Source organism: Caldimonas hydrothermalis (assembly GCF_056746695.1).
Genome location: NZ_JBWQXA010000002.1, coordinates 47,994 through 70,524, shown reverse-complemented (window position 1 = coordinate 70,524; position 22,531 = coordinate 47,994). Strand labels below are relative to the sequence as shown.

The 22,531-nt window shown below is 68.1% G+C and carries 21 protein-coding genes and 1 tRNA gene; 10 read left to right on the top strand and 12 right to left on the bottom strand.

Translation table 11 applies throughout. The annotated features are described in order from the left end of the window. Positions 1–7: 7 nt before the first annotated feature. Genes AC1ECW_RS03625 through chrA form a run of 3 tightly spaced genes read left to right on the top strand, consistent with a single transcriptional unit; the run spans position 8 to position 2,097 of the window. Positions 8–313 carry a DciA family protein gene (locus AC1ECW_RS03625; RefSeq protein ID WP_409702100.1) on the top strand — a complete coding sequence of 102 codons (306 nt, stop codon included), beginning with the start codon at positions 8–10 and terminating at the stop codon, positions 311–313. Between the two features lie 31 nt (positions 314–344). Continuing rightward, the gene (locus AC1ECW_RS03620) at positions 345–734 is read left to right on the top strand and encodes a chromate resistance protein ChrB domain-containing protein (RefSeq protein ID WP_481201224.1); all 390 of its coding nucleotides are present in this window, start codon (positions 345–347) and stop codon (positions 732–734) included. A gap of 7 nt (positions 735–741) precedes the next feature. Further along, complete coding sequence (chrA, locus tag AC1ECW_RS03615) at positions 742–2,097, top strand: chromate efflux transporter (RefSeq protein WP_481201223.1); 1,356 nt, start codon at positions 742–744, stop codon at positions 2,095–2,097. Positions 2,098–2,358: 261 nt separating this feature from the next. Here chrA and AC1ECW_RS03610 read toward each other — a convergent pair whose 3' ends face one another. The 8 genes from AC1ECW_RS03610 to petA form a co-directional block, all read right to left on the bottom strand. Further along, positions 2,359–3,054 (bottom strand): Bax inhibitor-1 family protein, encoded by a 696-nt coding sequence (locus tag AC1ECW_RS03610; protein ID WP_409702094.1) that lies wholly within the window; start codon positions 3,052–3,054, stop codon positions 2,359–2,361. Positions 3,055–3,161: 107 nt separating this feature from the next. Beyond that, on the bottom strand, positions 3,162–3,518 hold the full coding sequence (locus AC1ECW_RS03605; RefSeq protein ID WP_409702092.1) for a hypothetical protein: 357 nt from the start codon (positions 3,516–3,518) through the stop codon (positions 3,162–3,164). A 91-nt stretch (positions 3,519–3,609) separates the two neighbouring features. Then, positions 3,610–3,685: transfer RNA gene (locus AC1ECW_RS03600), tRNA-Thr, on the bottom strand. A 41-nt stretch (positions 3,686–3,726) separates the two neighbouring features. Beyond that, positions 3,727–4,242 carry a ClpXP protease specificity-enhancing factor gene (locus AC1ECW_RS03595; protein ID WP_409702090.1) on the bottom strand — a complete coding sequence of 172 codons (516 nt, stop codon included), beginning with the start codon at positions 4,240–4,242 and terminating at the stop codon, positions 3,727–3,729. 7 nt (positions 4,243–4,249) lie between these two features. Further along, positions 4,250–4,861 carry a glutathione S-transferase N-terminal domain-containing protein gene (locus AC1ECW_RS03590; RefSeq protein WP_104303140.1) on the bottom strand — a complete coding sequence of 204 codons (612 nt, stop codon included), beginning with the start codon at positions 4,859–4,861 and terminating at the stop codon, positions 4,250–4,252. 119 nt (positions 4,862–4,980) lie between these two features. Beyond that, the gene (locus AC1ECW_RS03585) at positions 4,981–5,760 is read right to left on the bottom strand and encodes a cytochrome c1 (protein ID WP_409709426.1); all 780 of its coding nucleotides are present in this window, start codon (positions 5,758–5,760) and stop codon (positions 4,981–4,983) included. A 19-nt stretch (positions 5,761–5,779) separates the two neighbouring features. Beyond that, complete coding sequence (locus AC1ECW_RS03580) at positions 5,780–7,180, bottom strand: cytochrome b (protein ID WP_409709429.1); 1,401 nt, start codon at positions 7,178–7,180, stop codon at positions 5,780–5,782. 34 nt (positions 7,181–7,214) lie between these two features. Beyond that, positions 7,215–7,811: a ubiquinol-cytochrome c reductase iron-sulfur subunit gene (gene petA / locus AC1ECW_RS03575; protein ID WP_409709432.1), complete on the bottom strand. Its 597-nt coding sequence runs from the start codon at positions 7,809–7,811 to the stop codon at positions 7,215–7,217. Positions 7,812–8,018: 207 nt separating this feature from the next. Here petA and mscL point away from each other — a divergent pair, with 207 nt between their 5' ends. Both mscL and AC1ECW_RS03565 read left to right on the top strand, forming a co-directional pair. Beyond that, entirely contained in the window at positions 8,019–8,435 is a 417-nt protein-coding gene (gene mscL / locus AC1ECW_RS03570; RefSeq protein ID WP_481201222.1) for a large conductance mechanosensitive channel protein MscL, read from the top strand. 167 nt (positions 8,436–8,602) lie between these two features. Next, positions 8,603–11,104 carry a DUF1631 family protein gene (locus AC1ECW_RS03565; protein ID WP_481201221.1) on the top strand — a complete coding sequence of 834 codons (2,502 nt, stop codon included), beginning with the start codon at positions 8,603–8,605 and terminating at the stop codon, positions 11,102–11,104. On the opposite strand, the gene pdxA is transcribed toward AC1ECW_RS03565, so the two are convergent. Beyond that, the gene (gene pdxA, locus AC1ECW_RS03560; protein ID WP_481201220.1) at positions 11,082–12,116 is read right to left on the bottom strand and encodes a 4-hydroxythreonine-4-phosphate dehydrogenase PdxA; all 1,035 of its coding nucleotides are present in this window, start codon (positions 12,114–12,116) and stop codon (positions 11,082–11,084) included. The two genes, AC1ECW_RS03565 and pdxA, sit on opposite strands and share 23 nt — an antisense overlap. 222 nt (positions 12,117–12,338) lie before the next feature. On the opposite strand from pdxA, the gene AC1ECW_RS03555 reads away from it, so the two are divergent. From AC1ECW_RS03555 to AC1ECW_RS03540, 4 genes are all read left to right on the top strand, one after another. Next, the gene (locus AC1ECW_RS03555) at positions 12,339–12,743 is read left to right on the top strand and encodes a hypothetical protein (RefSeq protein WP_409710186.1); all 405 of its coding nucleotides are present in this window, start codon (positions 12,339–12,341) and stop codon (positions 12,741–12,743) included. Between the two features lie 49 nt (positions 12,744–12,792). Further along, entirely contained in the window at positions 12,793–13,776 is a 984-nt protein-coding gene (acuI, locus tag AC1ECW_RS03550) for an acrylyl-CoA reductase (NADPH) (protein ID WP_481201219.1), read from the top strand. Between the two features lie 130 nt (positions 13,777–13,906). Beyond that, complete coding sequence (locus AC1ECW_RS03545) at positions 13,907–16,207, top strand: NADP-dependent malic enzyme (RefSeq protein WP_409707650.1); 2,301 nt, start codon at positions 13,907–13,909, stop codon at positions 16,205–16,207. 68 nt (positions 16,208–16,275) lie between these two features. After that, positions 16,276–17,913, top strand: a complete 1,638-nt coding sequence (locus AC1ECW_RS03540) for an MFS transporter (RefSeq protein WP_409707647.1) — start codon at positions 16,276–16,278, stop codon at positions 17,911–17,913. A 45-nt stretch (positions 17,914–17,958) separates the two neighbouring features. On the opposite strand, the gene AC1ECW_RS03535 is transcribed toward AC1ECW_RS03540, so the two are convergent. Beyond that, positions 17,959–19,104, bottom strand: coding sequence for an ABC transporter substrate-binding protein (locus tag AC1ECW_RS03535; protein WP_481201320.1), 1,146 nt, complete (start codon positions 19,102–19,104; stop codon positions 17,959–17,961). A gap of 167 nt (positions 19,105–19,271) precedes the next feature. Further along, positions 19,272–20,021: a Nif3-like dinuclear metal center hexameric protein gene (locus AC1ECW_RS03530; RefSeq protein WP_409707644.1), complete on the bottom strand. Its 750-nt coding sequence runs from the start codon at positions 20,019–20,021 to the stop codon at positions 19,272–19,274. A 108-nt stretch (positions 20,022–20,129) separates the two neighbouring features. Between AC1ECW_RS03530 and AC1ECW_RS03525 the strand changes: the two genes are divergently transcribed. Then, positions 20,130–21,284, top strand: a complete 1,155-nt coding sequence (locus AC1ECW_RS03525) for a trypsin-like peptidase domain-containing protein (protein ID WP_409707641.1) — start codon at positions 20,130–20,132, stop codon at positions 21,282–21,284. Between the two features lie 10 nt (positions 21,285–21,294). Here AC1ECW_RS03525 and AC1ECW_RS03520 read toward each other — a convergent pair whose 3' ends face one another. Continuing rightward, positions 21,295–22,464, bottom strand: a complete 1,170-nt coding sequence (locus AC1ECW_RS03520; protein WP_481201218.1) for a carbohydrate porin — start codon at positions 22,462–22,464, stop codon at positions 21,295–21,297. Between the last annotated feature and the right edge of the window lie 67 nt (positions 22,465–22,531).

Here is a 22,531-nt window from a genome sequence, read left to right as displayed (position 1 = left end):
CCACCCCATGAATGCCCGCGCGGACCGCACGCTGCCCATCCAAGAGGCCATGAACCGCCACACCGTGCTGGAGCGGCTTCAACAACTCATGCGCGAATCTCAGTCGCGCCTCGAAGGCATCCGCCCCCTCCTGCCCCCGGCGCTCGCGGCCCATGTCAAAGCCGGGCCCGTCGATGACGCGGGGTGGACGCTGCTGGCTCCCAACGCAGCGGCTGCCGCCAAACTGCGCCAACTCCAGCCGCGCCTCGAAGCGGCCTTACGCCAACAGGGCTGGCAGGTTAGCGCAATCAGGGTGAAGGTTCAATCGAACTGACCCCGGCAACGGAAACCGTCGGTAACCCGCCGTGCAGGTGTCACGGAACATCGGCCCCGACATCCGTGCAAACCCGCACCCCCTAACGACGAGCCGACCCCGGTGGATCCAGATCCGTCCGGCCGGGCTCGGAGCGCACGCCCTCATCCTGCCCACCGGCCGCCCACTGGCGAAGGCGGAATCATTATTTCCAGGCTTGAGATCTATATTTCAACCATGTGGGCCCCGGGTCGACCGACTGGCCTGCGCTTGGCTGATCCGGCGCTTCATCGACCCGCAGGCCGAGTGCCTCTGCCTGGACGCCCCGGCCGGCGCCAGGTGCATGCCGACAACGACCGCCTGGCCGCCGCCGCGGCCCAGGTGTTCGATGCCCTTTACGCCGCTCCCGCAAGCTCCCGATGAACGCATCCTCCGCCCCTGAGGCTTCCATGCCATCCGCCGACGACACCGCCGCCCCGGCGCTGGTGAGCTTCGGCGAGGCCTTGCGCTTCTGGCTCAAGCTCGGCTTCATCAGCTTCGGCGGCCCGGCCGGGCAGATCGCGATCATGCACAGCGAACTGGTCGAGCGGCGCCGCTGGATCAGCGAAAAGCGTTTCCTGCACGCCCTGAACTACTGCATGCTGCTGCCCGGCCCCGAGGCCCAGCAACTGGCCACCTACATCGGCTGGCTGATGCACCGCACCTGGGGTGGCATCGTCGCCGGCGCGCTTTTCGTGCTGCCCTCGCTGTTCATCCTGATCGCGCTGAGCTGGGTCTACCTGCGCTTTGGCGACGTGCCAGCGGTGGCCGGCCTGTTCTACGGCATCAAACCGGCCGTGACGGCGCTGGTGCTGCACGCCGCTCACCGCATCGGCACACGCGCGCTAAAGAACGGCTGGATGTGGGGCATCGCGGCCGCGGCCTTCGTCGCCATCTTCGCCTTTGACACGCCCTTTCCGGCCATCGTCGCTGGGGCCGCGCTGATCGGTGCGGTCGGTGCGCGCCGCTGGCCTGCGGTCTTTGCGCTTGGCGGCGGCCCTGGTGCAGCCCAGGCCGGCCACGGCTCCGCGCTGATCGACGACCACACGCCGCCGCCGGTGCATGCGCGCTTCTCGCGCTCCCCTGTGGCCAAGGTGCTGGCCTCGGGCCTGGCGCTGTGGGCGGCCGCGATGGCCGCACTCATCGCCTGGCAGGGCTGGGACAGCACACTCGCGCAGATGGGCTGGTTCTTCACCAAGGCCGCGCTCGTGACCTTCGGCGGCGCTTATGCGGTGCTGCCCTATGTGTACCAGGGTGCGGTCGAGCATCACCAGTGGCTCAGCGGCGCGCAGATGATCGACGGCCTGGCCCTGGGTGAAACCACACCGGGCCCGCTGATCATGGTGGTGGCCTTTGTCGGCTTCGTGGGCGGCTGGCTGCACCAGGTGCTGGGTGCCGAGGCGCTCTTCCTGGGCGGGGCGTTCGCCGCCACGGTGGTCACCTTCTTCACCTTCTTGCCGTCCTTCGTCTTCATCCTCGCAGGAGGGCCGGCGGTGGAGGCCACGCACGGCAAGCTGGGCTTCACGGCGCCGCTGTCGGCCATCACCGCGGCGGTGGTGGGCGTGATCCTGAACCTCGCGCTCTTCTTCGCCTACCACGTGCTGTGGCCGCAAGGCTTTGCCGGCCGCTTCGATGCCATCTCGGCGCTGATCGCCGCAGGCGCGGCGGTGGCGCTGTTTCGCTTCAAGCTGGGGGTGATGCCGCTGCTGGGTGGCTGCGCCCTGATCGGCCTGGGCGCGAGCCTGCTTCTGCACAGCCCGGCATGAAAGGACACCGCGTCAACGTTGTGAACCCGAAGGAGGGGTCGGCCCCGAGGCCCTGGAGGGCGCCGCGGCGTTCGACGTGCGGCGCGCACCCGTGTTCGCGCAGGCCGATGTGATGATCCCGGGCACCCGATCGCGCGACCCGGCCGGGATGGTGCGGTGAGCCCACGCGCAGGTGACCGGCCAGCCGGTGGTGGTCTATGGTGTGCATGGCCACGAGGTCAGCCAGCACACGGCCGCGACCTGCGCGCCGCCCGCAAGGCCTTATTCCTCGCGGCCGCCGAACAGGCCCAGCAGGGCCAGCAGCGACTGGAAGACGTTGTACAAGCTCAGATAGACACCCAGCGTGGCCGAGATGTAGTTGGTTTCCAGACCGTCGTGCACCCGCTTGAGGTCATGCAGGATGAAGGCCGAGAAGATGCCGATCGCCAGCACCGACAGGGTGATCATCAGGGCGCTGGACTGGATGAACACGTTGGCGATGCCGGCCACCAACAGCATGATGACGCCGACGAACAGGAACTTGCCCATCGAACTCAGGTCGCGTTTGATGACCGACGACAGGGCCGCCATGCCGAAGAAGATCGCACCGGTGCCGGCAAAGGCCGTCATGATCAGGCTCGCACCATTGGCCAGGCCGAGCACCACGCCCACCAGGCGCGACAGCATCACACCCATGAAGAAGGTGAAAGCCAGCAGCACGGGCACGCCCGCGGCCGAATTCTTGGTGCGCTCGATCGCGAACATGAAGCCAAAGGCGCCGCCCAGGAAGACCACCAGACCCACCATGGGCGACATGGCCCGGGTGATGCCGGTGGCCAAACCCAGCCAGGCCCCCAGCACGGTGGGCACCATCGACAGGGCCAGCAGCCAGTAGGTGTTGCGCAAGACGCGGTTGCGCTCCTGGAGGGAAGGAACCGATGCGCCCAGCGCGGACGGAAGGACCGTGTTCTCGTTCATGGAAAAGGCTCCAAAAGGTGAGGGTGAAAACTACGAGGGGCCGCTTCTGGGCGGCCACGGGGGGTAGACAGTCGGGGTCGCTGGGCCCCGGCCGGGGACGGTCCGGGTCAGGCGGCCCGTGCGTCGCAGGTCGGTGGGCGCAGCAGTCCGTCAAGCACCGGCGAGGGCACGAGGCGGGCCCCCGTGCGGAGGGACCAGACCTGGGTGGTCAGGGGCTGCTCCAGGTGCGCTTCGATGGCCACGGCCGCATGGAGCTCGACGGCCGGATCGATGGGCGCGGCGCCCGCCGAAGAATGCTCCGGCTGCGCGGCATCGCTGCCGGGTGGGGCCACAGGGTCGGTCGGCGGCTCGGCCAGCGCGCCGTGGAGGGCCGCTGCAATGGGGGTGACGGGACCCGACGGCACCGCGTGGGCCGCCACGGCCAGGACCATGAGCACCACCAACGACCAAAGTCGCATCATCATGGCCCGGATTCTATGCGCAGACCCCATCGGCCGAGTGCGCCCCGCTGACGATCCAGGCTGCGGCGGTGACCCCCGGCCGGTGGAAAACGGGTGGTGCCGGCTATCCGACTCGAACGGATGACCTACCGCTTACAAGGCGGTTGCTCTACCAACTGAGCTAAGCCGGCAGCCTGGCCTGCGGCGAGGTGCACTCAGGATTCTAAAGGGCTCACTTGACCCGCTTGAGCGCGGGGCGGCCGCCGCTGGGCGGTGAGGGCTCGGGGGGCTCCTCGCCGGGCGGCTCGGCCGGGGTGCGGCCCGCAGCAAGCTTGAGCGGGCCGCCGGTCGATCGTGCCGCCCCGTGCTGCGCACCGTCGGCAGGCGAGGAAGGCTCACCGGCGGCGGCTGCCGGCACCGGGAAGGCCATGCCTTGCCCGTTCTCGCGGGCATAGATGGCGATCACATGGTCCACCGGCAGCACGATGTCACGCGCCACTCCGCCAAAGCGGGCACGGAACTCGATGGTCTCGTTGCCGAGCTTGAGCCCGCTGGTGGCATCGAAGCTGACGTTGAGCACGATCTCGCGGTTCTTCACGTACTCGTGCGGCACCTGCACCGAGTCGTCCACGTACACGGCCAGATAGGGCGTGAAGCCGTTGTCCGTGCACCAGTCGTGCAGTGCACGGATCAGGTAGGGCCGTGTGGAGGCGACCTCGGGGCTGTCAGGTGCGTTGGGATCGCTCATCGCATCATCACTTGCGCATGACCTTCTCGGACGGGGTCAGCGCCTCGATGTAGGCCGGCCGAGAGAAGATGCGCTCGGCGTACTTGAGCAGCGGCATGGCGTTCTTGGACAGGTCGATGCCATAGTAATCCAGGCGCCACAGCAGCGGGGCGATGGCCACGTCGAGCATCGAGAAGTCCTCGCCCAACATGTACTTGTTCTTGAGGAAGATCGGCGCCAACTGGGTCAGCCGGTCGCGGATCTGGGCGCGCGCGCGCTCGAGCTGCTTGTCGGTGGGCTTGATGCCGCGCGACTCCAGCACGTTGACATGGGCGAACAGCTCCTTCTCGAAGTTGAGCAGGAACAGCCGCACACGGGCGCGCGCCACGGGGTCGCCGGGCATGAGCTGCGGGTGCGGGAAGCGCTCGTCGATGTATTCGTTGATGATGTTGGACTCGTACAGGATGAGGTCGCGCTCCACCAGGATGGGCACCTCGTTGTACGGGTTCATCAGCGCGATGTCCTCGGGCTTGGCGAAGAGATCGACATCGCGGATCTCGAAGTCCATGCCCTTCTCGAACAGCACGAAGCGGCAGCGGTGGGAGTAGGGGCAGGTGGTTCCGGAGTAAAGCACCATCATGGTGGCGAGCTCCTCGTGAGGCGAGAGATCCTAAAAACGAAAGGAGTGGGACGCGTCGGCGGGCCCACTCCGGCGGGGGATGACGCTGCGCCGCTTCAGCGGCCCGCGTCACGCCCGTCTCATTTCACGTCTTTCCAATAAGCGGCGTTCAAGCGCCAGGCGATGAAGGTGAAACCTGCCAGGAAGATCAGCACCCACACCCCCAGGCGCACACGCTGGTTTTGGGCCGGCTCTCCCATCCATTGCAGGAAAGCCACCAAGTCGGCGATGGCCGAGTTGAACTCGGCTTCGGTCATCTTGCCCGGAGTGATCTGCTCGAAGCCGGCAAACACCTCGACGGTCTTGCTCGGATCGTGCGGATCGGGCTGCTGGGCGTAGCGTGCCACGCGCTGGCCTTGCAGCTCCCACATCACATGGGGCATGCCCACGCTGGGGAAGGCCAGGTTGTTCCAGCCGGTGGCCTTGGTGTCGTCGCGGTAGTAGGTACGCAGGTAAGTGTAGAGGTAATCGGCGCCCGAACCCTTGCCGGCGGCCGCGCGCGAACGGGCGATGACGGTGAGGTCGGGCGGATTGGCGCCGAACCATTCCTTGGCCATCTTCGGGTCGATGGCCACCTTCATGGTCTCGCCCACCTTGTCGGTGGTGAACATCAGGTTGTTCTTGATCTGCTCTTCGGTCAGGCCGATGTCGCGCAGGCGGTTGTAGCGCATGAAGGCCGCCGAATGGCAGTTCAGGCAGTAATTGACGAAGAGTTTGGCACCGTTTTGCAGCGCGGCCAGGTCGGTGACCCGCTCTTTGGGGAACTTGTCCCAGGCGATGCCGCCACCGGCCGCATGGGCCGTGGACAGGCCGACACTCAGCACCAGCGCGGCCAGCAGTGTTTGGATCATTTTTTTCATGGGGCAGACTCCGGCGGGCTCAGTGGGCGGCAAAGGTCACACGCTCGGGTACCGGCTTGAACTCGCCCAGGCGCGACCACCAGGGCATGAGCAGGAAGAAGCCGAAGTAGAACAGCGTGCCGATCTGGGAGATCAGTTCGCCCATCGGCGAGGGCGGCTGGATGCCCAGATAGCCCAGCACCACGAACACGAGCACGAACGCGCCGTAGATGTATTTGTGCCAGTCGGGACGGTAGCGGATGGACTTGACCGGGCTGCGATCGAGCCAGGGGAGGAAGAACATGATGATCACGGCCCCTCCCATCACCACCACGCCCCAGAACTTGGCATCGAAAGCCTTGAGCAGACCGGCGGCCACCACGGCACCGACGATGATGGCCAGCTTGCCCTTGGCGCCAAAGCCGCCCCGCAGCACCGCCAGGATGGCGCCCAGCGCGACCAGCACAACGAGCACGTTGACCATCAGGTCGGTGGTGGCGCGCAGCATCGAGTAGTACGGCGTGAAATACCACACCGGGGCGATGTGCGCCGGGGTCTTCAGCGGGTCGGCCGGGATGAAGTTGTTGAACTCCAGGAAGTAGCCGCCGAACTCGGGCGCGAAGAACACCACGGCCGAGAACACCATCAGGAAGACGCTCAGCGCAAAGATGTCGTGCACCGTGTAGTACGGATGGAAGGGAATGCCATCGAGCGGACGGCCCTGGGCATCCTTCTTGGCCTTGATCTCGACGCCATCAGGGTTGTTCGAGCCCACTTCGTGCAGCGCGATGATGTGCGCCACCACCAGGCCCAGCAGCACCAGCGGGATGGCGATGACGTGGAAGCTGAAGAAGCGGTTCAGGGTGGCGTCGGAGACCACGTAGTCGCCGCGGATCAGCAGGGCCAGGTCGGGGCCGATGAAGGGCACGGCAGCGAACAGGTTCACGATCACCTGGGCCCCCCAGTAGGACATCTGGCCCCAGGGCAGCAGGTAGCCGAAGAAGGCCTCGGCCATCAGGCACAGGAAGATCGCGCAACCGAAGATCCACACCAGCTCGCGCGGCTTGCGGTACGAGCCGTAGAGCAGCCCGCGGAACATGTGCAGGTAGACGACGATGAAGAAGGCCGAGGCACCCGTGGAGTGCATGTAGCGGATCAGCCAGCCCCAGGGCACGTCGCGCATGATGTACTCGACCGAGGCGAAGGCGAGGTTCGCATCGGGCTTGTAGTGCATCACAAGGAAGATGCCGGTGACGATCTGGATCACCAGCACCACGAGGGCCAGCGAGCCGAAGACGTACCAGAAGTTGAAATTCTTGGGCGCGTAGTACTCGCCCATGTGCTCGTTGTAGAGCTTGGTGAGCGGGAAGCGGTTGTCGATCCAGGTCAGCAGCTTCTGGCCCGCGGTGGCGCCGACGGGCGCCTCTTTGAATTCAGCCATGGGGTGTCACCTTTTCTTGTCCGTGCATCAGGGCTCAGGCCTGCTTGTCCTCACCGATCAACAGCTTGGTGTCGGACAGGTACATGTGCGGCGGCACTTCCAGGTTGTCCGGTGCAGGCTTGTTCTTGAACACGCGCCCGGCGATGTCGAAGGTGGAGCCGTGACAGGGACACAGGAAGCCGCCCTGCCAGTCGTCGGGCAGCGAGGGCTGGGCGCCCGGCGTGAACTTGGAGACGGGCGAGCACCCCAGATGCGAGCAGATGCCCACCCCCACGAAGATCTCGGGCTTGATCGAGCGATGCTGGTTGCGCGCGTACTCCGGCGTGGGGTACTGGGTGCGCTCGGAGTTCGGGTCGGCCACCTGGGACTCGGTCTTGGCCAGCGATTCGAGCTGCTCGGGGGTGCGACGCAGGATCCACACCGGCTTGCCCCGCCACTCCACGGTGATCATCTCGCCCGGCTTGAGCGTGCTGATGTCCACCTCGACCGCAGCACCGGCGGCACGGGCACGCTCGGACGGCTGGAAGGTGCTGACGAAGGGGATGGCGGTGGCCACGCCGCCGACAGCGCCCGCGCCACAGGCAATGGCGACCCAGGTGCGGCGGCTCTTGTCCACTTGCTGATCACTCATGGGGGATCCTCAGAAGCACTTCTTTGGTTAGGGGCAACCCGCGATTCTAGCGGACAGCCGGGACGCCCAGCCAGAGCGAACGCCGCCCGGCTGTGCGCCAGCCGCGCGCGCCGCCGCCCGGCTTGGCCGCCGCAGTCCCCGCAGGCATACTGCGCGCAACCGCGGGCGAGGGGCGCCACGGGTGGGCCAAGCACTAAGGAGAACTGCATGGGCTTCATGAGCGAATTCAAGGAGTTTGCCGTCAAAGGCAACGTCATCGATCTGGCCGTCGGGGTGATCATCGGCGGGGCGTTCGGCAAGATCGTCGACTCGATGGTGGGTGACGTGATCATGCCGGTGGTGAGCACCCTCTTCGGCGGCCTGGATTTCTCCAACTACTTCATCCCGCTGGCAGGCCAGACCGCCGAGACCCTGGCCGAGGCGAAAAAGGCCGGCGCGGTGTTGGCCTACGGCAGCTTCCTCACGGTGGCGATCAACTTCCTGATCCTGGCCTTCATCATCTTCCTGATGGTCAAGCAGATCAACCGGCTCAAGCGCCAGACCCCGGCGCCGGCGCCGGCGCCGGCCGCGCCCCCGGAAGACATCGTGCTGTTGCGCGAGATTCGCGACGCCCTGAAGAAGTAACCGGACGTTACGCGCGCCGGGCCTGGCGTGGCGGGCCGGCACAGACGACCCGGCCACACCTGTGCCCGATTTGGCACACCGCCGGGCGCAAGCGCCTCCCGGCAGCGCAGCGGGCCCCGGGGGGCGGTTTTCGGGCCATACTGTTTCCTCTTGCAACCGCAAGTGCCATGACCCTGCCCGACCCGCGACTCCACGCCGCCATGCAGGCGGCTGTGCAGAAGATCCTGAACACCGCGTCGTCGACCGCCAGCCGCGTGGTCGACGCGCTGGGCATGCTCGCGCTGTCGGCCAAGAGCAATGCGCAACGCCAGGCCTACATGTCGGCGCAGTTCGACCTGCAGCGCAAGCTGTCGGCCTTCAACATGACGTTCACCTCGGTGCTCAACGAGAAGGTCGCCCAGGAGATCACGCCGCGCGTGGGCAGCGGGCGCAGCCTGGCCAGCACCGACTGGTCCTCGCTCAGCCTGGTGGGCGACAGCGAGGTCGAGGAGCAAGTCACGGCCCATCGGCTCGGCCTGGAGATCGAGCACGAGTGCGAGTGGGAGCTGCGCGAACTGGATGCCTACATGGGCTCGCTGCTGGGCCTGGGACGGCCCGACCCGGAGCGCAACCCCGTCCGGCCGGACGTCATCGGCAAGGCGCTGTTCCGCAGCATCGAAGTGGTGAGCCCGGAGGCCGCCGTGCGCAAGACGCTGGCCAGTGAACTGGGCCACGGGTTGGCCAAGTCGATGCGCCAGTGTTATGGGGCGATCGTCGCCGACCTCAGCGCGCGGGGGATCCAGCCGGTGGGTCTGGCCGTGCGCAGCGCCGTCATCTCGGGCACCGGCGGCGTCACGGCCCCGGCCGTGCCTTTTCGCAGCACCGGGGGCGGCCCCCTGGCCGACCAGCGCCAGGCGGCACAGGCCCTGAGCGCCCTGTTCGGCGTGCCCGCGCCGGCCGGCTTCGGGCCCAGCGGTGCAGGCGTCTTGGGCAGCACCGCCCCCGGTCCGAGCGGGGCGGGCGGTCTGCCGGTCAGCGGCGCGGCGGCCCTGGGCGGGGCGGGTGGCCCGTCCGGCCAGGGTGGACTGGGCGGCCTCGGCCGCCCGGGGGCACCGGCCGGGGCCGACGCGCAGATGCTGGATGTCATCCGCCGCCTGGCCTACCTGACCAGCGGCCCGGGCGCGCTGGACGGCGTGAGCACAGGCGGCTGGAGCACCAGCGGGGCCGGCGCGGCGCCCCCCTCCACGGCCCCGGGGGGACTGCATTCGGGCCTGAGCGGCCTGATGGCCGTCAACCTGATCCGCGCGCACCGCGAGGAACTGATGCGCGCCAGCAGCGGGGCGCTCGATCACATGGTGATCGACATCGTCGCCTCGCTGTTCGACCAGATCCTGTCCGACCCGAAGGTGCCGCCGCAGATGGCGCGCCAGATCGCCCGACTGCAGTTGCCCGTGCTGCGGGTGGCGCTCAAGGACGTGCAGTTCTTCTCCTCGCGCAGCCATCCGGTGCGCAAGTTCGTCAACCGCATGGCCTCCATCGCCTGCGCCTTCGAGGACTTCGACGAAGGCCCCGGCAAGCGCTTCCTGAGCCTGGTGCGCGAACTGGTTCAGCAGGTCGTCGAGGGCGATTTCGACCAGATGGATCTCTACGAGGGCAGGCTGCGGGCCCTCGAGACTTTCGTGCAGGAACAGGCGCAGGACGAGGCTTTGGCTCATGCCGAGGCGGTCGCGTTGCTGGCCAACAAGGAAGCCCAACTGCGCATCGTGCACCGACACGAGATGCAGATGCACGGCGTGCTGGCGTCGATCGGTCTGCACGACTTCATCCGCGACTTCCTCGTGAAGGTGTGGAGCCAGGTCGAGGTGGAGGCCACGCTGCGCCACGGGTCGCAGGCCGAGACGACCCGGCGCATCCGGCGTGCCGCACGCGAACTGGTGATGTCGGTGCAGCCCAAAGCCACGCCAGCCGAGCGCAAGCAGTTCATCCTGGCGCTGCCCCAGTTGATGAAGACGCTCAACGAGGGCCTGGCGCTGATTCACCACCCGGAGGAGCAGAAGAAGGCCTTCTTCGCCGAACTGCTGCCGCTGCATGCCCAGTCGCTCAAGGGCCAGCCGCTGACCGACTTCCAGATGCGCCAGCTCGACGCCCAGCTCCAGGGGCTGGACCGGCTGGTCGTGCCCACGGCCGAGGAGGTGCCGCCCACCGAGGTGCCGGCCGCGGTGGCAGCCCCGGAGACGAACTTCTCGCCCGACGAGGCCCGCAGCATCGGGCTGGTGGCCGAGACCGCCATCGACTGGGACGGCCGCATCGACATCGACCTCAGCGGCGGCGAGGCCGGCGGCACCGACGTGGACATCAACCTCGAGGCACTCGAGCCCGAGATGCGGCCCGAGCAGCCCACGCAGGGCGTGGCCCTGGTACAGCACGTGCAGCCTGGCGTGGCCTACCAGATGCACCTGGACGGCCAGTGGAAAAAGGTGCGGCTGAACTGGGTGAGCCCGGGGCGGACCTTCTTCATCTTCAGCCACGGCAAGAAGCACCAGACCATCGTCTCGATGACTGGGCGCATGCTGACCAAGATGTGCGAGACCGGGCGCTTCCGCGCCTTCGAGCAGGCCTACCTGATCGAGCGCGCCGTGGCACGCGCGCGCAAGCAGCTCGCCGAGCTCACCGCGAACAGCCAGCGCTGAGCCGGCGGGCCATGCGGGCCGCGGCGATCAGGCTGGACGGATCGGCCCGGCCCGTGCCGGCGATGTCGAAGGCGGTGCCATGGTCGGGGCTGGTGCGAATGAAAGGCAGGCCCAGCGTCACGTTCACGCCCTGCTCCACCCCGAGGTACTTCACCGGGATCAAGCCCTGGTCGTGATACATCGCCACCACCAGGTCGAACTCGCCCGGATGACCCGGCGCGTGGCGGGCCCGCATGAAGACCGTGTCGGGCGCGTAAGGGCCGCGGGCGTCGATGCCCTCGGAGCGCGCCGCCTCGATGGCCGGGGCGATGTGGCGGATCTCCTCGTCGCCGAACAGGCCGCCCTCGCCCGCATGCGGGTTGAGCCCGGCCACCGCGATACGCGGCCGCGGTTGCCCCCACAGCGCCGCGCTGCGGTGGGCGATGCGGATCGTCTCCAGCACCGACTCGCACGTCACCCGCTCGATCGCCTCGCGCAGCGGCAGGTGGATGCTCACGAGCACGGTCTTGAGCTCGTCATTGGCCAGCATCATGCGCACCGCCGGTGCGGCCTCGCCCGGGCCGGCCGCCTCGGCGGCCAGCAGTTCGGTGTGGCCGGGATAGGGCTCGCCCGCTGCAGCCAGCGCCTCCTTGTGCAGCGGCGCGGTGACGATGCCAGCCACCTCGCCGGCACGCGCCCAGGCGATGGCCTGGCGCACACAGCAGGCAGCGGCTGCGCCAGCGCGCGCATCGACGCGGCCCCAGGGCAGCTGGGCCAAGCCCATGGGCAGGCCGGGGGGCTCGATCACGGGCACGGCAGCCGCCGGCACCGAGACCGCCTCGTCCGGATGGTCGAGCACCACCACGGGCGCCTGCAAGCCTTGGCACGCCAGGGCACGGCGCATCACGGCGGCATCGCCCACCACGACAGCAGCGGGCATCGCTCCGGCGACCAGGGCGCGGGCCAGGATTTCCGGGCCGACGCCGCAGGGGTCTCCCATCGTCAAAGCCAAGGGACGGTCGGTAGCGCTCATCGGGGCAGACGCAAGGGACTGGACATGTCCGCATTGTGAACGCACCGCATCGAAAGCCCGTGTGCGTGCATGACGCCGCTGGAATTCCCCCTTTAGGGGGAGGCACCTGGGGTTGGTTTTGTGATCCTATCTGCACGTTTTTGGGAAACGCCAGCCGTCCGTCCCTTCGGGCCGGTCCGGCTCGCGCTCACCCGCAAGGAATCTATGTCTTCGATTAGCCCCATGACTCAACATCTTGCCCGCATCCGCTTTGCGGACGGCCTGACCCTGCTCGGGTTGTACGACGCCCAGGCCGACAGCATGGAGCCCTCACTGGTGCGACCGATGCCTGACATCACGGGTCGCTGGGAGTGTTGCCATCTCGAGCCACCGGATTGCCGTGAACGCTATGAACGCGCCCACCGTGTGCAGCACGGCTGTGCGCCCGCGGAACGCATGCAGCGCCTGTGGCGCAGCGCGATGGCACTGACGGCCGGCGATTCCGGCCTGCTGGAAGAGGCCCTGGACTGGCAGTCTCAGACCGAGCCGGTGGAAGTGGACGTGCCCGCCTGTGATGCCCGCTGGCGCTCCCATGCCGACCGCAGCCGTCTGGCCCTGGTGGGCACGCTGGAGCCGGTGCGTCACTGAGCCGTCGTTTTGGGTCAAGATCGGGGCTGCCATGGAAGGAGACGCCCCGATGTTCAAAGCCTTGCTACTGACCCAAGAGGACCGCCAGACCCGCGCCGCGCTGGTCGACCTGGACGACGCCCAGCTGCCCGAGGGGGAGGTGACCGTGAAGGTCGAATACTCCACCCTCAACTACAAAGACGCGCTGGCCGTGACCGGCCGCGGGGCCATCGTGCGCACCTGGCCGATGGTGCCGGGCATCGATCTGGCCGGCACGGTCGAGGCCAGCACCGATCCGGCCTGGCGCGCGGGCGACCCGGTGGTCGTGACCGGCTGGGGCCTGGGCGAGACGCATTGGGGGGGCCTGGCCCAGAAGGCCCGGCTGAAGGCCGGCTGGCTGCTGCGACGGCCGGCGGCCTACACCGCCCGGCAGTCGATGGCGATTGCCACCGCGGGCTTCACCGCCGCGCTGTGCGTGATGGCCTTGCAGCGTCACGGCCTGCAGCCAGGAGACGGCGAGGTGCTCGTCACCGGTGCGGCCGGCGGCGTGGGCTCGGTCGCGGTGGCTCTGCTGGGCAGCCTGGGCTACACGGTGGTGGCCTCGACCGGGCGGCCCCAGGAGGCCGACTACCTGCGCAGCCTGGGCGCCGCCCGCTGCGTGGACCGCCAGGAATTCACCCAACCCGGCAAGCCGCTGCAGAGCGAGCGCTGGGCCGGCGTGGTCGACACCGTGGGCAGCCACACCCTGGCCAATGCCTGTGCCGCCACACGCTGGAACGGCGCCGTGGCCGCCTGCGGCCTGGCCCAGGGGGCCGACTTCCCCGGCACGGTGATGCCTTTCATTCTGCGCGGGGTCACGTTGTACGGCATCAACAGCGTCTTCACCGACCACGACACGCGCCGCAGGGCCTGGGACCTGCTCGCGCAGCATGTCCCGGCCCAGCGGCTGGAGGCGATGACCACCGAGATCGGCCTGAGCGAGGTGATCGGGTATTGTCCGAAGCTGCTGGCGGGCCAGGTGCGCGGGCGCACCGTGGTGGACGTGTGGCGGTGAACGCCGCCCCGGGGAAGGCCCACCCGGCGTAAGCTGCCCAACCTTCCACGCCATGAATCCGCACCGCGCAAAAGGGTAGGCTTGAGGCTTGCGGGGACGTCAGCGTCCCGCAAGCTTCAAGGAGCACCTCATGGCCGCCAAGACCCCGCTGTCGCCCGCCGAACAGGCTCTGCGCGACGCCGCCCTCGAATACCACCGCAGCCCGGTGCGCGGCAAGATCGCCGTGGCACCCACCAAGCCGCTGTCCAACCAGCGCGACCTCTCGCTCGCCTACTCGCCCGGCGTGGCCTATGCCTGTCTGGCCATCGAGGAGGACCCTCGCCTGGCGGCCGACTACACCTCGCGCGGCAACCTCGTCGGCGTGGTCACCAACGGCACCGCCGTGCTGGGGCTGGGCGACATCGGCCCGCTGGCGGGCAAGCCGGTCATGGAGGGCAAGGGCTGTCTGTTCAAGAAGTTTGCCGGGATCGACGTCTTCGACATCGAGCTGGCCGAGAAGGACCCGGACAAACTGATCGAGATCATCGCTGCGCTCGAACCCACGCTGGGCGGCGTCAATCTCGAGGACATCAAGGCGCCTGAGTGCTTCTACATCGAGAAGAAGCTGCGCGAGCGCATGAACATCCCCGTCTTCCACGACGACCAGCACGGCACGGCCATCATCTCCGCCGCCGCCTTGCTCAATGGCCTGGAGCTGGTGGGCAAGCGCATCGGCGACGTGAAGCTCGCCGTCTCGGGCGCAGGGGCTGCGGCCATCGCCTGCCTGGACCTGATGGTGGAACTGGGTGTGAAGCGCGAGCACATCTTCGTGTGCGACTCCAAGGGCGTGATCCACGACCGCCGCGAAGACCGGCTCGACGAATCCAAGCAGCGCTATGTGCAGAAGACCGAGGCGCGCACCCTGGCCGACGCGGTGCGCGGCGCCGACGTCTTCCTGGGCTGCTCGGCCCCGGGCGTGCTCACCGCCGAGATGGTGAAGACCATGGCGGAGCGACCCATCATCCTGGCGCTGGCCAACCCCGAGCCGGAGATCCGCCCCGAGGTGGCCAAGGCGGCGCGGCCCGACTGCATCATCGCCACCGGCCGCTCGGACTACCCCAACCAGGTCAACAACGTCCTGTGCTTTCCCTACATCTTCCGCGGCGCGCTCGACAGCGGCGCCACGCGCATCACCGAGGCGATGAAGGTGGCCTGCGTGCGCCAGATCGCCGACCTGGCCAAGGCCGAGATCAGCGACGAGGTGGCCTCGGCCTATGCCGGGCGTGAGCTGCGCTTCGGGCCCGACTACCTCATCCCCACGCCTTTCGACGCCCGTCTGATCCTGCGCATCGCCCCGGCCGTGGCCCAGGCGGCGGCCGACTCCGGCGTGGCCACCCGCCCGATCGCCGACCTGGACGCCTACCGCGAATCGCTCACGCGCTTCGTGACGCACACGGGGCTGTTCATGCGGCCGGTCTTCCAGGCGGCCAAGGCTGCGCCCCGGCGCATCGCCTACGCCGAAGGCGAGGACGAACGCGTGCTGCGTGCGGTGCAGATCGCGCTGGACGAAAAGCTGGTCCGGCCCATCCTCGTGGGCCGCCCCCACGTGATCCAGATGCGCCTGGAACGTGCCGGCTTGCGCCTGCAGCCCGGCCGCGACTTCGAGGTGGTCAACCCCGAGGACGACCCGCGCTTCCGCCAGTACTGGGAGACCTACCACCGCCTCAAGGCCCGTGACGGCGTGACCCCCGAGATGGCCAAGGTGGCCCTGCGACGCTCCAACACGCTGATTGCGACCATGATGGTGCACCTGGGCGATGCCGACGGGATGGTCTGCGGCCTGGTGGGGCGCTACGAGGCCCACCTGGAACACGTGCGCGACCTCATCGGCCTGAAGGCCGGCGCCAGCGGCTTCGCCGCGATGAACGCGCTGATGCTGGACAAGCACACCTTGTTCATCGCCGACACCTTCGTGAACGAGGACCCGGACGCCGCCACGCTGGCCGACATCGCGGTGCAGGCCGCCGATGCGGTGCGCCGCTTCGGGCTGCCCCCGCGTGTAGCCTTCCTGTCGCACTCGATGTTCGGCTCCAGCACGCGCCCCTCGGCACGCAAGATGCGCGCCGCGCGCGACCTCTTCGTGCAACGCCGCCCCGACGTCGAGGCCGATGGCGAGATGCACGGCGACGCGGCCCTGAGCGAGGCGGTGCGCGAGACCTACCTGCCCGGCTCGACCCTGCGCGGCGCGGCCAATGTGCTGGTGCTGCCCAACCTGGATGCCGCCAACATCCTTTTCAACGTGCTGAAGATGACCGGCGGCCAGGGCGTGACGGTCGGCCCCATCCTGCTGGGCGCGGCCGCACCGGCGCACATCCTGACGCCCTCGGCCACCGTGAGACGCATCGTCAACATCACCGCGCTGGCCGTGGCCGACGCCAACGCGCTCGGCTGAATCTAGACTGAACGCCGCCTTCGCCGCGCGCGCACGCTCGGCGGGTTTGAGGCATCATCGAGGTTGCCTTGAACCCATCCGAGCCTTCTGCCTCCCCTGCCCCAGCGCCCGCCGCGAAAGCGGCGTCGGCCTCGGCCTGGGCCCCGCTCGCCCAGCCGGTGTTCCGCATGCTCTGGCTCACCTGGCTGGCGGCCAACACCTGCATGTGGATGAACGATGTGGCCGCCGCCTGGCTGATGACCACGCTGACGACCTCGCCGGCGCTGGTCGCCCTGGTGCAGACGGCCTCGATGCTGCCCGTCTTCCTGCTGGGGTTGCCCAGCGGGGCCCTGGCCGACATCCTCGACCGGCGGCTCTTTTTCGTCGTCACGCAGTTCTGGGTGGCCGCCGTGGCGGTGGTGACCTGCGTGCTCGTGCTGGCCCAGCTCATCACACCGGCTTTGCTGCTGGCCCTGACCTTCGCCAACGGCATCGGCTTGGCCATGCGCTGGCCGGTGTTCGCCGCCATCGTGCCCGAGCTGGTGCCGCGCCTGCAATTGCCTGCCGCCCTGGCGCTCAACGGGATTGCGATGAACGCTTCGCGCATCATCGGCCCGCTGCTGGCCGGCGCCATCATCGCCAGCCTGGGCAGCGCCTATGTCTTCGTGCTCAATGCCGTGCTGTCGGTGGCCGCGGGCTTCGTGATCCTGCGCTGGAAGCGCGAGCGCACCGTCAGCGCCCTGCCCGGCGAGCGCTTCGTCGGCGCCATCCGCGTGGGCTGGCAGTATGTGCGCCAGTCCACACGGATGCACGCCGTGCTGGTGCGCATCGCACTGTTCTTCTTGCAGTCCACCGCCGTGCTGGCCCTGCTGCCGGTGATCGCGCGCGGCCTGGACGGCGGCGGCGCGGGCACCTTCACCCTGCTGCTGGCGGCCATGGGCAGCGGCGCCGTGGTGGCGGCAGCCCAGTTGCCCAGGCTGCGCGCGCGCTACACCCGTGACCAGCTCGTCAACGGCGGTTCGGTGCTGCAGGCGGCCATGACCGTCGTCGTGGCCTTTGCGCCCCAGGCCTGGCTGGCTGTGCCGGCCATGTTCGTCAGCGGCATGGCCTGGATCACCGTGGCCAACACCCTCACAGTGGCCGCCCAGCTCGCCCTGCCCGACTGGGTGCGCGCACGCGGCATGTCGATCTACCAGATGGCCCTGATGGGCAGCGCCGGACTCTCGGCGGCGCTGTGGGGCAAGGTGGCCAGCCTCGCCAGTGTGCCCGCCAGCCTGCTGGCCGCGGCCGCCACCGGGATGCTGCTGCTCCTGTGGGCGCGGCGCATGGTGGTCGACGGCGGGGCCGAGGAAGACCTCACGCCCTCGCAGGCCTGGAAGCCCCCAGTGACCGCCACGCCGGTCGATCCCGATGCCGGGCCGGTGCTCGTCACGATCGAATACCGCATCGACCCGGCGCAGGCTGCCGCCTTCCGTGAGGTGATGCAGGAAAGCCGGCGCAGCCGCCTGCGCCAGGGCGCCCTGGCCTGGGAGCTGTTCCGCGACGTCAACGACCCGGGCCTGTACACCGAGTACTTCATCGACGAGTCCTGGGTCGAGCACTTGCGGCGCTTCGACCGCGTGACCGCCGCCGACGTGCACCTGCGTGAGCGCCGCCTGGCCTTCCACATCGGCGACCGCCCCCCGGTGGTGACGCGACGCATCGCCGAACCGGTGGATCCCCGTTGAACAACTGAAGGCCCGCCTCGGGCACTCGCGGTGCCCACGGGCTGATCATTGCACCAGCTTGCCGCCCGATCCGATCATGGCAAAGTCGACATACCGGGACCCTGTGCGCCCTTGTTGACTGAAGTCCAGCACATAGCCACCCACATCCAGGTTGCGCAGGCTGCTCAGGGTGGCACTGACCGCCTCTGGCGTCCAACGCGGTGCACGCTCCAACGCATGGACCAGCGCTTTGGCAGCGATGAATCCCTCGATCGAACGCGCCGACAAATCCGGATCTTTGGACTTTTCACGCAAGGCGAGGTACTCACGCACCACGGCACGGTCTTGGCGGTTGTGCAAGGGCAAGACCACTGAGAAAGCATAGCCCCGCGCGCGCTCAGGCCCCAGCGCTTTGAGCAAAGCGTCCGTGTCGATGATCGACATGCCATACATCGTTGCCTGACCGCCAGCCTCTGCGTAACGGCGCACAAACTCGATGGCTGCAGCCGTCGTGGCCCCCAGGAAGATCACCTGAGGATTGGCTTGCACCAGCTGGTTCACCGCAGGCATCACCTCGGTGGTGTTGCGTGGATAGGGCGCCTGCGCGACCAGGGTGATGCCATGCGCTTGTGCCGCCACCTGTGCCCCCGTACGAACATCCTGCCCCAACCCGTCATCTTGATAGAGCAAGCCGACACGGCGCACACCCATCTGGGACAACTGCCGAAACAAACGGCCGATCTCATCGTGATAGCTGGCCTTGACGACATAAATGTTCTGCGCTTTGGCCACCGAGGCTGCGCCCGATACAGCGCCCACCATGGATACTCGATGGGTGAGCAACACCCCATCCTGAACCAACGCCTCCAAATTGGTCGTGCCAACCGTACCGATCAAGGCCACCGGCGAGTCCTCGGCCATCATCGCCTTGACCTGACGCACCGTTTCGTCAGCCTTTTGCGCATCATCGCGGGTCACGAAGCGAATCCGCTGCCCCTTGACACCCCCCTGGGCGTTGACGGCTTCGAAATACAGTTTGGCTCCTGCGTGAATGGCCCGCCCCGTCACCGCCTGCGGGCCACTGAAGGGCGCCACCTGCCCCACCACGATTTGCGCTTGGCTCAGCGCGGCAAACGCGCAAGCCCCCAGCGCGACCAAGCCGCGCGCCACCCATGATGTGGTTTTCATCAAGCTCTCCCCGGTCAGGATCATCCACACGAGCCGCTCGTAGCGAGCTCGCCGCGCGGATTGTAGGGACGAACCAAGGGTAAACCCTGAATACAGGTGCGATTGACGAACATCAACGCAGATCCATGCGCGCCGCGCCAACTCGTTCACACGAGCGCGGAGGGCTTCAGGCGGCAGGTGCGCGCAGCCCCTCAGGCTGGGTTGTCGATGTCGATGAACCGGTGTTCCAGGCCGAAGCGCTCGGCCAGATGGGCCCCCAAGGCTGCCGCCCCGAAGCGTTCGGTGGCATGGTGGCCGCAGGCGAAGTAGGCCACCCCGGTCTCGCGGGCGTAGTGGGCCTGGGGCTCGGAGATCTCGCCGGTCAGGAAGGCGTCGGCCCCGGCCGCGATGGCCGCCTCGAAATAGCCCTGGGCACCGCCGGTGCACCAGGCCAGTCGCCGCAGCGGCCGGCCGTCGCCCTCCACCACCACCGGGACACGGCCCAACCGGTACTGCAGCAAGGCCGTCAGAGCGGCCACAGTGAGCGGCTGGGCCGGCACCCCCAGGAAGCCCAGGTCCTGGTCACCAAAGCGCCCCTGCACCGACAGCCTGAGCTTTTGCCCCAGTTGGGCATTGTTGCCCCATTGCGGATGGGCATCCAGCGGCAGGTGGTAGGCATACAGGTTGATCTCGTGGGCCAGCAGCACCTGCAGGCGCCGCTTCATCCAGCCCGTCACCCGGCCGTCCTGCCCGCGCCAGAACAGTCCATGATGGACGAGGATCGCGTCGGCCCCCTCGAGGGCCGCCGCTTCGATCAGGGCCAGGCTGGCCGTCACACCGCTGACCAGCTTGCGGATCTCGGCTCGGCCCTCGACTTGCAGACCGTTCGGCCCATAATCACGGAAGCGATCCGCCTCCAGCAAGGCGTGCACCTGCGCGCCGAATTCATCGCGGTGGATCATGCCTCAGGCCTCCCCCATGCCGCCCGGGACCAGGCTTGCAGCGTGCGGGCCCCGGCGGGGCCGGTGCCGGATTGCAGGCAGCTCATCGGGCGTCCTTTCACTCACTGTATGCGCAGAACCTGGCTGATTTTCTCGCAAGCCGTCACGGTCGCGGTGGCGGTGCTCTTCGTCGTGGCCACGCTCAAGCCTGAATGGCTGCGCCGCGCCCCCGGCAGCGTGATCCCGACCCTCACGATCACCGAGACGCCCATCTTGCTCAGCCAGGACCATCCCCCCGGCAGCCTGGCACCGGCGGCCAAGCGGGCCTCGCCCGCGGTGGTCAACATCGCCACCAGCAAGGCCCCAGTGGGCAACCCGCATTTCAACGATCCCTGGTTCCGCTTCTTCTTCGGCGACCCGGCGGATGACCAGCCCCAGACCGGCCTGGGCTCAGGCGTCATCGTCGCGCCCGAGGGCTACCTGCTCACCAACAACCACGTGATCGAGGGTGCCGACGACATCGAGGTCAGCCTGGTAGATGGCCGCAAGGCCAGCGCCCAGGTGGTGGGCACCGACCCCGAGACCGATCTGGCCGTGCTCAAGATCGACCTACCCGACCTGCCCGCCATCAGCTTCGGTGACGCTGCCACGCTGCAGGTGGGCGACGTAGTGCTGGCCATCGGCAATCCCTTCGGCGTGGGCCAGACCGTCACCGCGGGCATCGTCAGTGCCCTGGGACGCAACCAGTTGGGCATCAACACCTTCGAGAATTTCATCCAGACCGATGCGGCCATCAATCCCGGCAACTCCGGCGGCGCCCTGGTGGATGTGGCCGGCAACCTGATGGGGATCAACACGGCCATCTACTCGCGCTCGGGCGGCAGCATGGGCATCGGCTTCGCGATCCCGGCCACCACGGCACGCCAGGTGATGGAAAGCCTGATCCGCGACGGCCGGGTCACGCGAGGCTGGATCGGGGTGGAGCCCCAGGACCTCACGCCCGAACTCGCCCAGACCTTCAACCTGCCGATCCGCGAGGGCGTGCTGATCACCGGGGTGCTGCAAGGCGGCCCGGCGCAGGAGGCCGGTATCCGGCCCGGCGATGTGGTCGTGCAGGTGCAAGACCAGCCGGTGACCAGCACCGTGCAGTTGCTCAATGCCGTGGCAGCGCTGCGCCCCGAAAGCACGGCCACGATCACGGTGCAGCGCGCCAACGAGCGCCTCGGGCTGCAGGTGCAGGTCGCCCAGCGGCCTGCCCAGCAGCGCACCCGCGGCGCGCGCTGAAGCGCTCAGGTCACCACCACACCTCGACCTGGGCGCCAAAGCTGGTGCCCGAGGTCTTGCCGTCCCCGAGGCCCGTGACGCCGCCCGCACCGGCCGCTGCATTGGCCGCATCATTCCACTTGGCAGTGGTGACATACAGGCGCAGCTCCGGACGGGTCCAGAACCCGGGGCCGGTGCTCAGAGTGGGCGCCAGCGTGAACTTCGTGAGCTTCTGGGCCGCCCCGCCGTCGGGCTTGCGCTGGGAATGCCCCAGCTCTGCCACCATCTTGAAGTGCCGGGTCAGGGCATAAGATGCCCGGCCGCCCAGCGAGAGGCTGTTGACCTTGTCGCCGCCCTCGAGGCGATCCGTCTGCCACAGAGCCATCGCCTGCCCGCCAAAGGCGCCGCGCTGCCAGGTGATGGCATCGACGATTCGGAAACCCTTGTGGCCCGAACCTGCCAAGAGGTTGCCGAAGCCGGTGTTGAGGTTGGCCGAGCCCTGGGCGTACTGCAGCCACAGGGTGTTGCCCCCTCCCAGGCCCAGGAAGTTCTCCTGGTTGTGCTGCACCGTAAGGGCCACACCGTCCTGGCCGCCGGAGAAGCTGCCGTTGGTGTAGGTGCCCACCAGACGCAGCTTGCCACCGGCACTGATGGGCAGGTCATACCACTCGGCGCTCACGCGGTGGCCCGGCTGGTCGCCCGCGGTGCCGCTCACACCGTCGTCGGTGCGGAAGTAGGCCAGCGAAAACTTGCCCGGCCCTGCCGAGAGGCCGCGCATGCCGGCGCCCACGCCATCCTGGATCGTGAAGAAAGTGTCGACGATGTGCACGTCGGCGCGGGCGTGGTAGCGCTTGCCCACCCAGAAGCTGGCCTCGGGCGCGATGTCGAAACCCTTGCCCTCCACGAACATCTCGGCCAGGCCGAGCTTGGCGTCATTGGTGTCGGTGCCCGCGTTGTAGAGGTTGGGCGTGAACTGGATTTTGGTGTCGACATCACCGGCCTTGAAGTTTTCGCTGAGGAAGAACTCGCCATAGAAGTCGCACTCGTTGCCCAGCCGGTACTTCAGGCCCGGGCCCTGCAGGCCGTAACAGGCGCGAGCGGCATCCTTCTTCGTGGCCCCGGGGCCAGCGCGGAAATAGCCGTGGCTCTCCAGGGCCAAGGCCTGGGGCGCCGCGAAACCGGCCGCAGCGGCCAGGGCCATGCACCTCGCCAGATGGCGAACATGTTTATCCATTGTTAAGACTCCTCGTGCTTCTACTTGCTTTGGT

Bases quoted from the DNA above. Each gene is read 5' to 3' on its own strand.
- mscL (WP_481201222.1), top strand. From the start codon at position 8,019: ATGGGCTTCATGAGCGAATTCAAGGAGTTTGCCGTCAAAGGCAACGTC.
- chrA (WP_481201223.1), top strand. From the start codon at position 742: ATGCCATCCGCCGACGACACCGCCGCCCCGGCGCTGGTGAGCTTCGGC.
- acuI (WP_481201219.1), top strand. From the start codon at position 12,793: ATGTTCAAAGCCTTGCTACTGACCCAAGAGGACCGCCAGACCCGCGCC.
- AC1ECW_RS03580 (WP_409709429.1), bottom strand. From the start codon at position 7,180: ATGGCTGAATTCAAAGAGGCGCCCGTCGGCGCCACCGCGGGCCAGAAG.
- AC1ECW_RS03535 (WP_481201320.1), bottom strand. From the start codon at position 19,104: ATGATCCTGACCGGGGAGAGCTTGATGAAAACCACATCATGGGTGGCG.
- AC1ECW_RS03555 (WP_409710186.1), top strand. From the start codon at position 12,339: ATGACTCAACATCTTGCCCGCATCCGCTTTGCGGACGGCCTGACCCTG.
- AC1ECW_RS03520 (WP_481201218.1), bottom strand. From the start codon at position 22,464: ATGGCCCTGGCCGCTGCGGCCGGTTTCGCGGCGCCCCAGGCCTTGGCC.
- AC1ECW_RS03595 (WP_409702090.1), bottom strand. From the start codon at position 4,242: ATGAGCGATCCCAACGCACCTGACAGCCCCGAGGTCGCCTCCACACGG.
- petA (WP_409709432.1), bottom strand. From the start codon at position 7,811: ATGAGTGATCAGCAAGTGGACAAGAGCCGCCGCACCTGGGTCGCCATT.
- AC1ECW_RS03610 (WP_409702094.1), bottom strand. From the start codon at position 3,054: ATGAACGAGAACACGGTCCTTCCGTCCGCGCTGGGCGCATCGGTTCCT.
- AC1ECW_RS03590 (WP_104303140.1), bottom strand. From the start codon at position 4,861: ATGATGGTGCTTTACTCCGGAACCACCTGCCCCTACTCCCACCGCTGC.
- AC1ECW_RS03625 (WP_409702100.1), top strand. From the start codon at position 8: ATGAATGCCCGCGCGGACCGCACGCTGCCCATCCAAGAGGCCATGAAC.
- AC1ECW_RS03565 (WP_481201221.1), top strand. From the start codon at position 8,603: ATGACCCTGCCCGACCCGCGACTCCACGCCGCCATGCAGGCGGCTGTG.
- pdxA (WP_481201220.1), bottom strand. From the start codon at position 12,116: ATGAGCGCTACCGACCGTCCCTTGGCTTTGACGATGGGAGACCCCTGC.
- AC1ECW_RS03605 (WP_409702092.1), bottom strand. From the start codon at position 3,518: ATGATGATGCGACTTTGGTCGTTGGTGGTGCTCATGGTCCTGGCCGTG.
- AC1ECW_RS03585 (WP_409709426.1), bottom strand. From the start codon at position 5,760: ATGAAAAAAATGATCCAAACACTGCTGGCCGCGCTGGTGCTGAGTGTC.
- AC1ECW_RS03525 (WP_409707641.1), top strand. From the start codon at position 20,130: ATGCGCAGAACCTGGCTGATTTTCTCGCAAGCCGTCACGGTCGCGGTG.
- AC1ECW_RS03530 (WP_409707644.1), bottom strand. From the start codon at position 20,021: ATGATCCACCGCGATGAATTCGGCGCGCAGGTGCACGCCTTGCTGGAG.
- AC1ECW_RS03545 (WP_409707650.1), top strand. From the start codon at position 13,907: ATGGCCGCCAAGACCCCGCTGTCGCCCGCCGAACAGGCTCTGCGCGAC.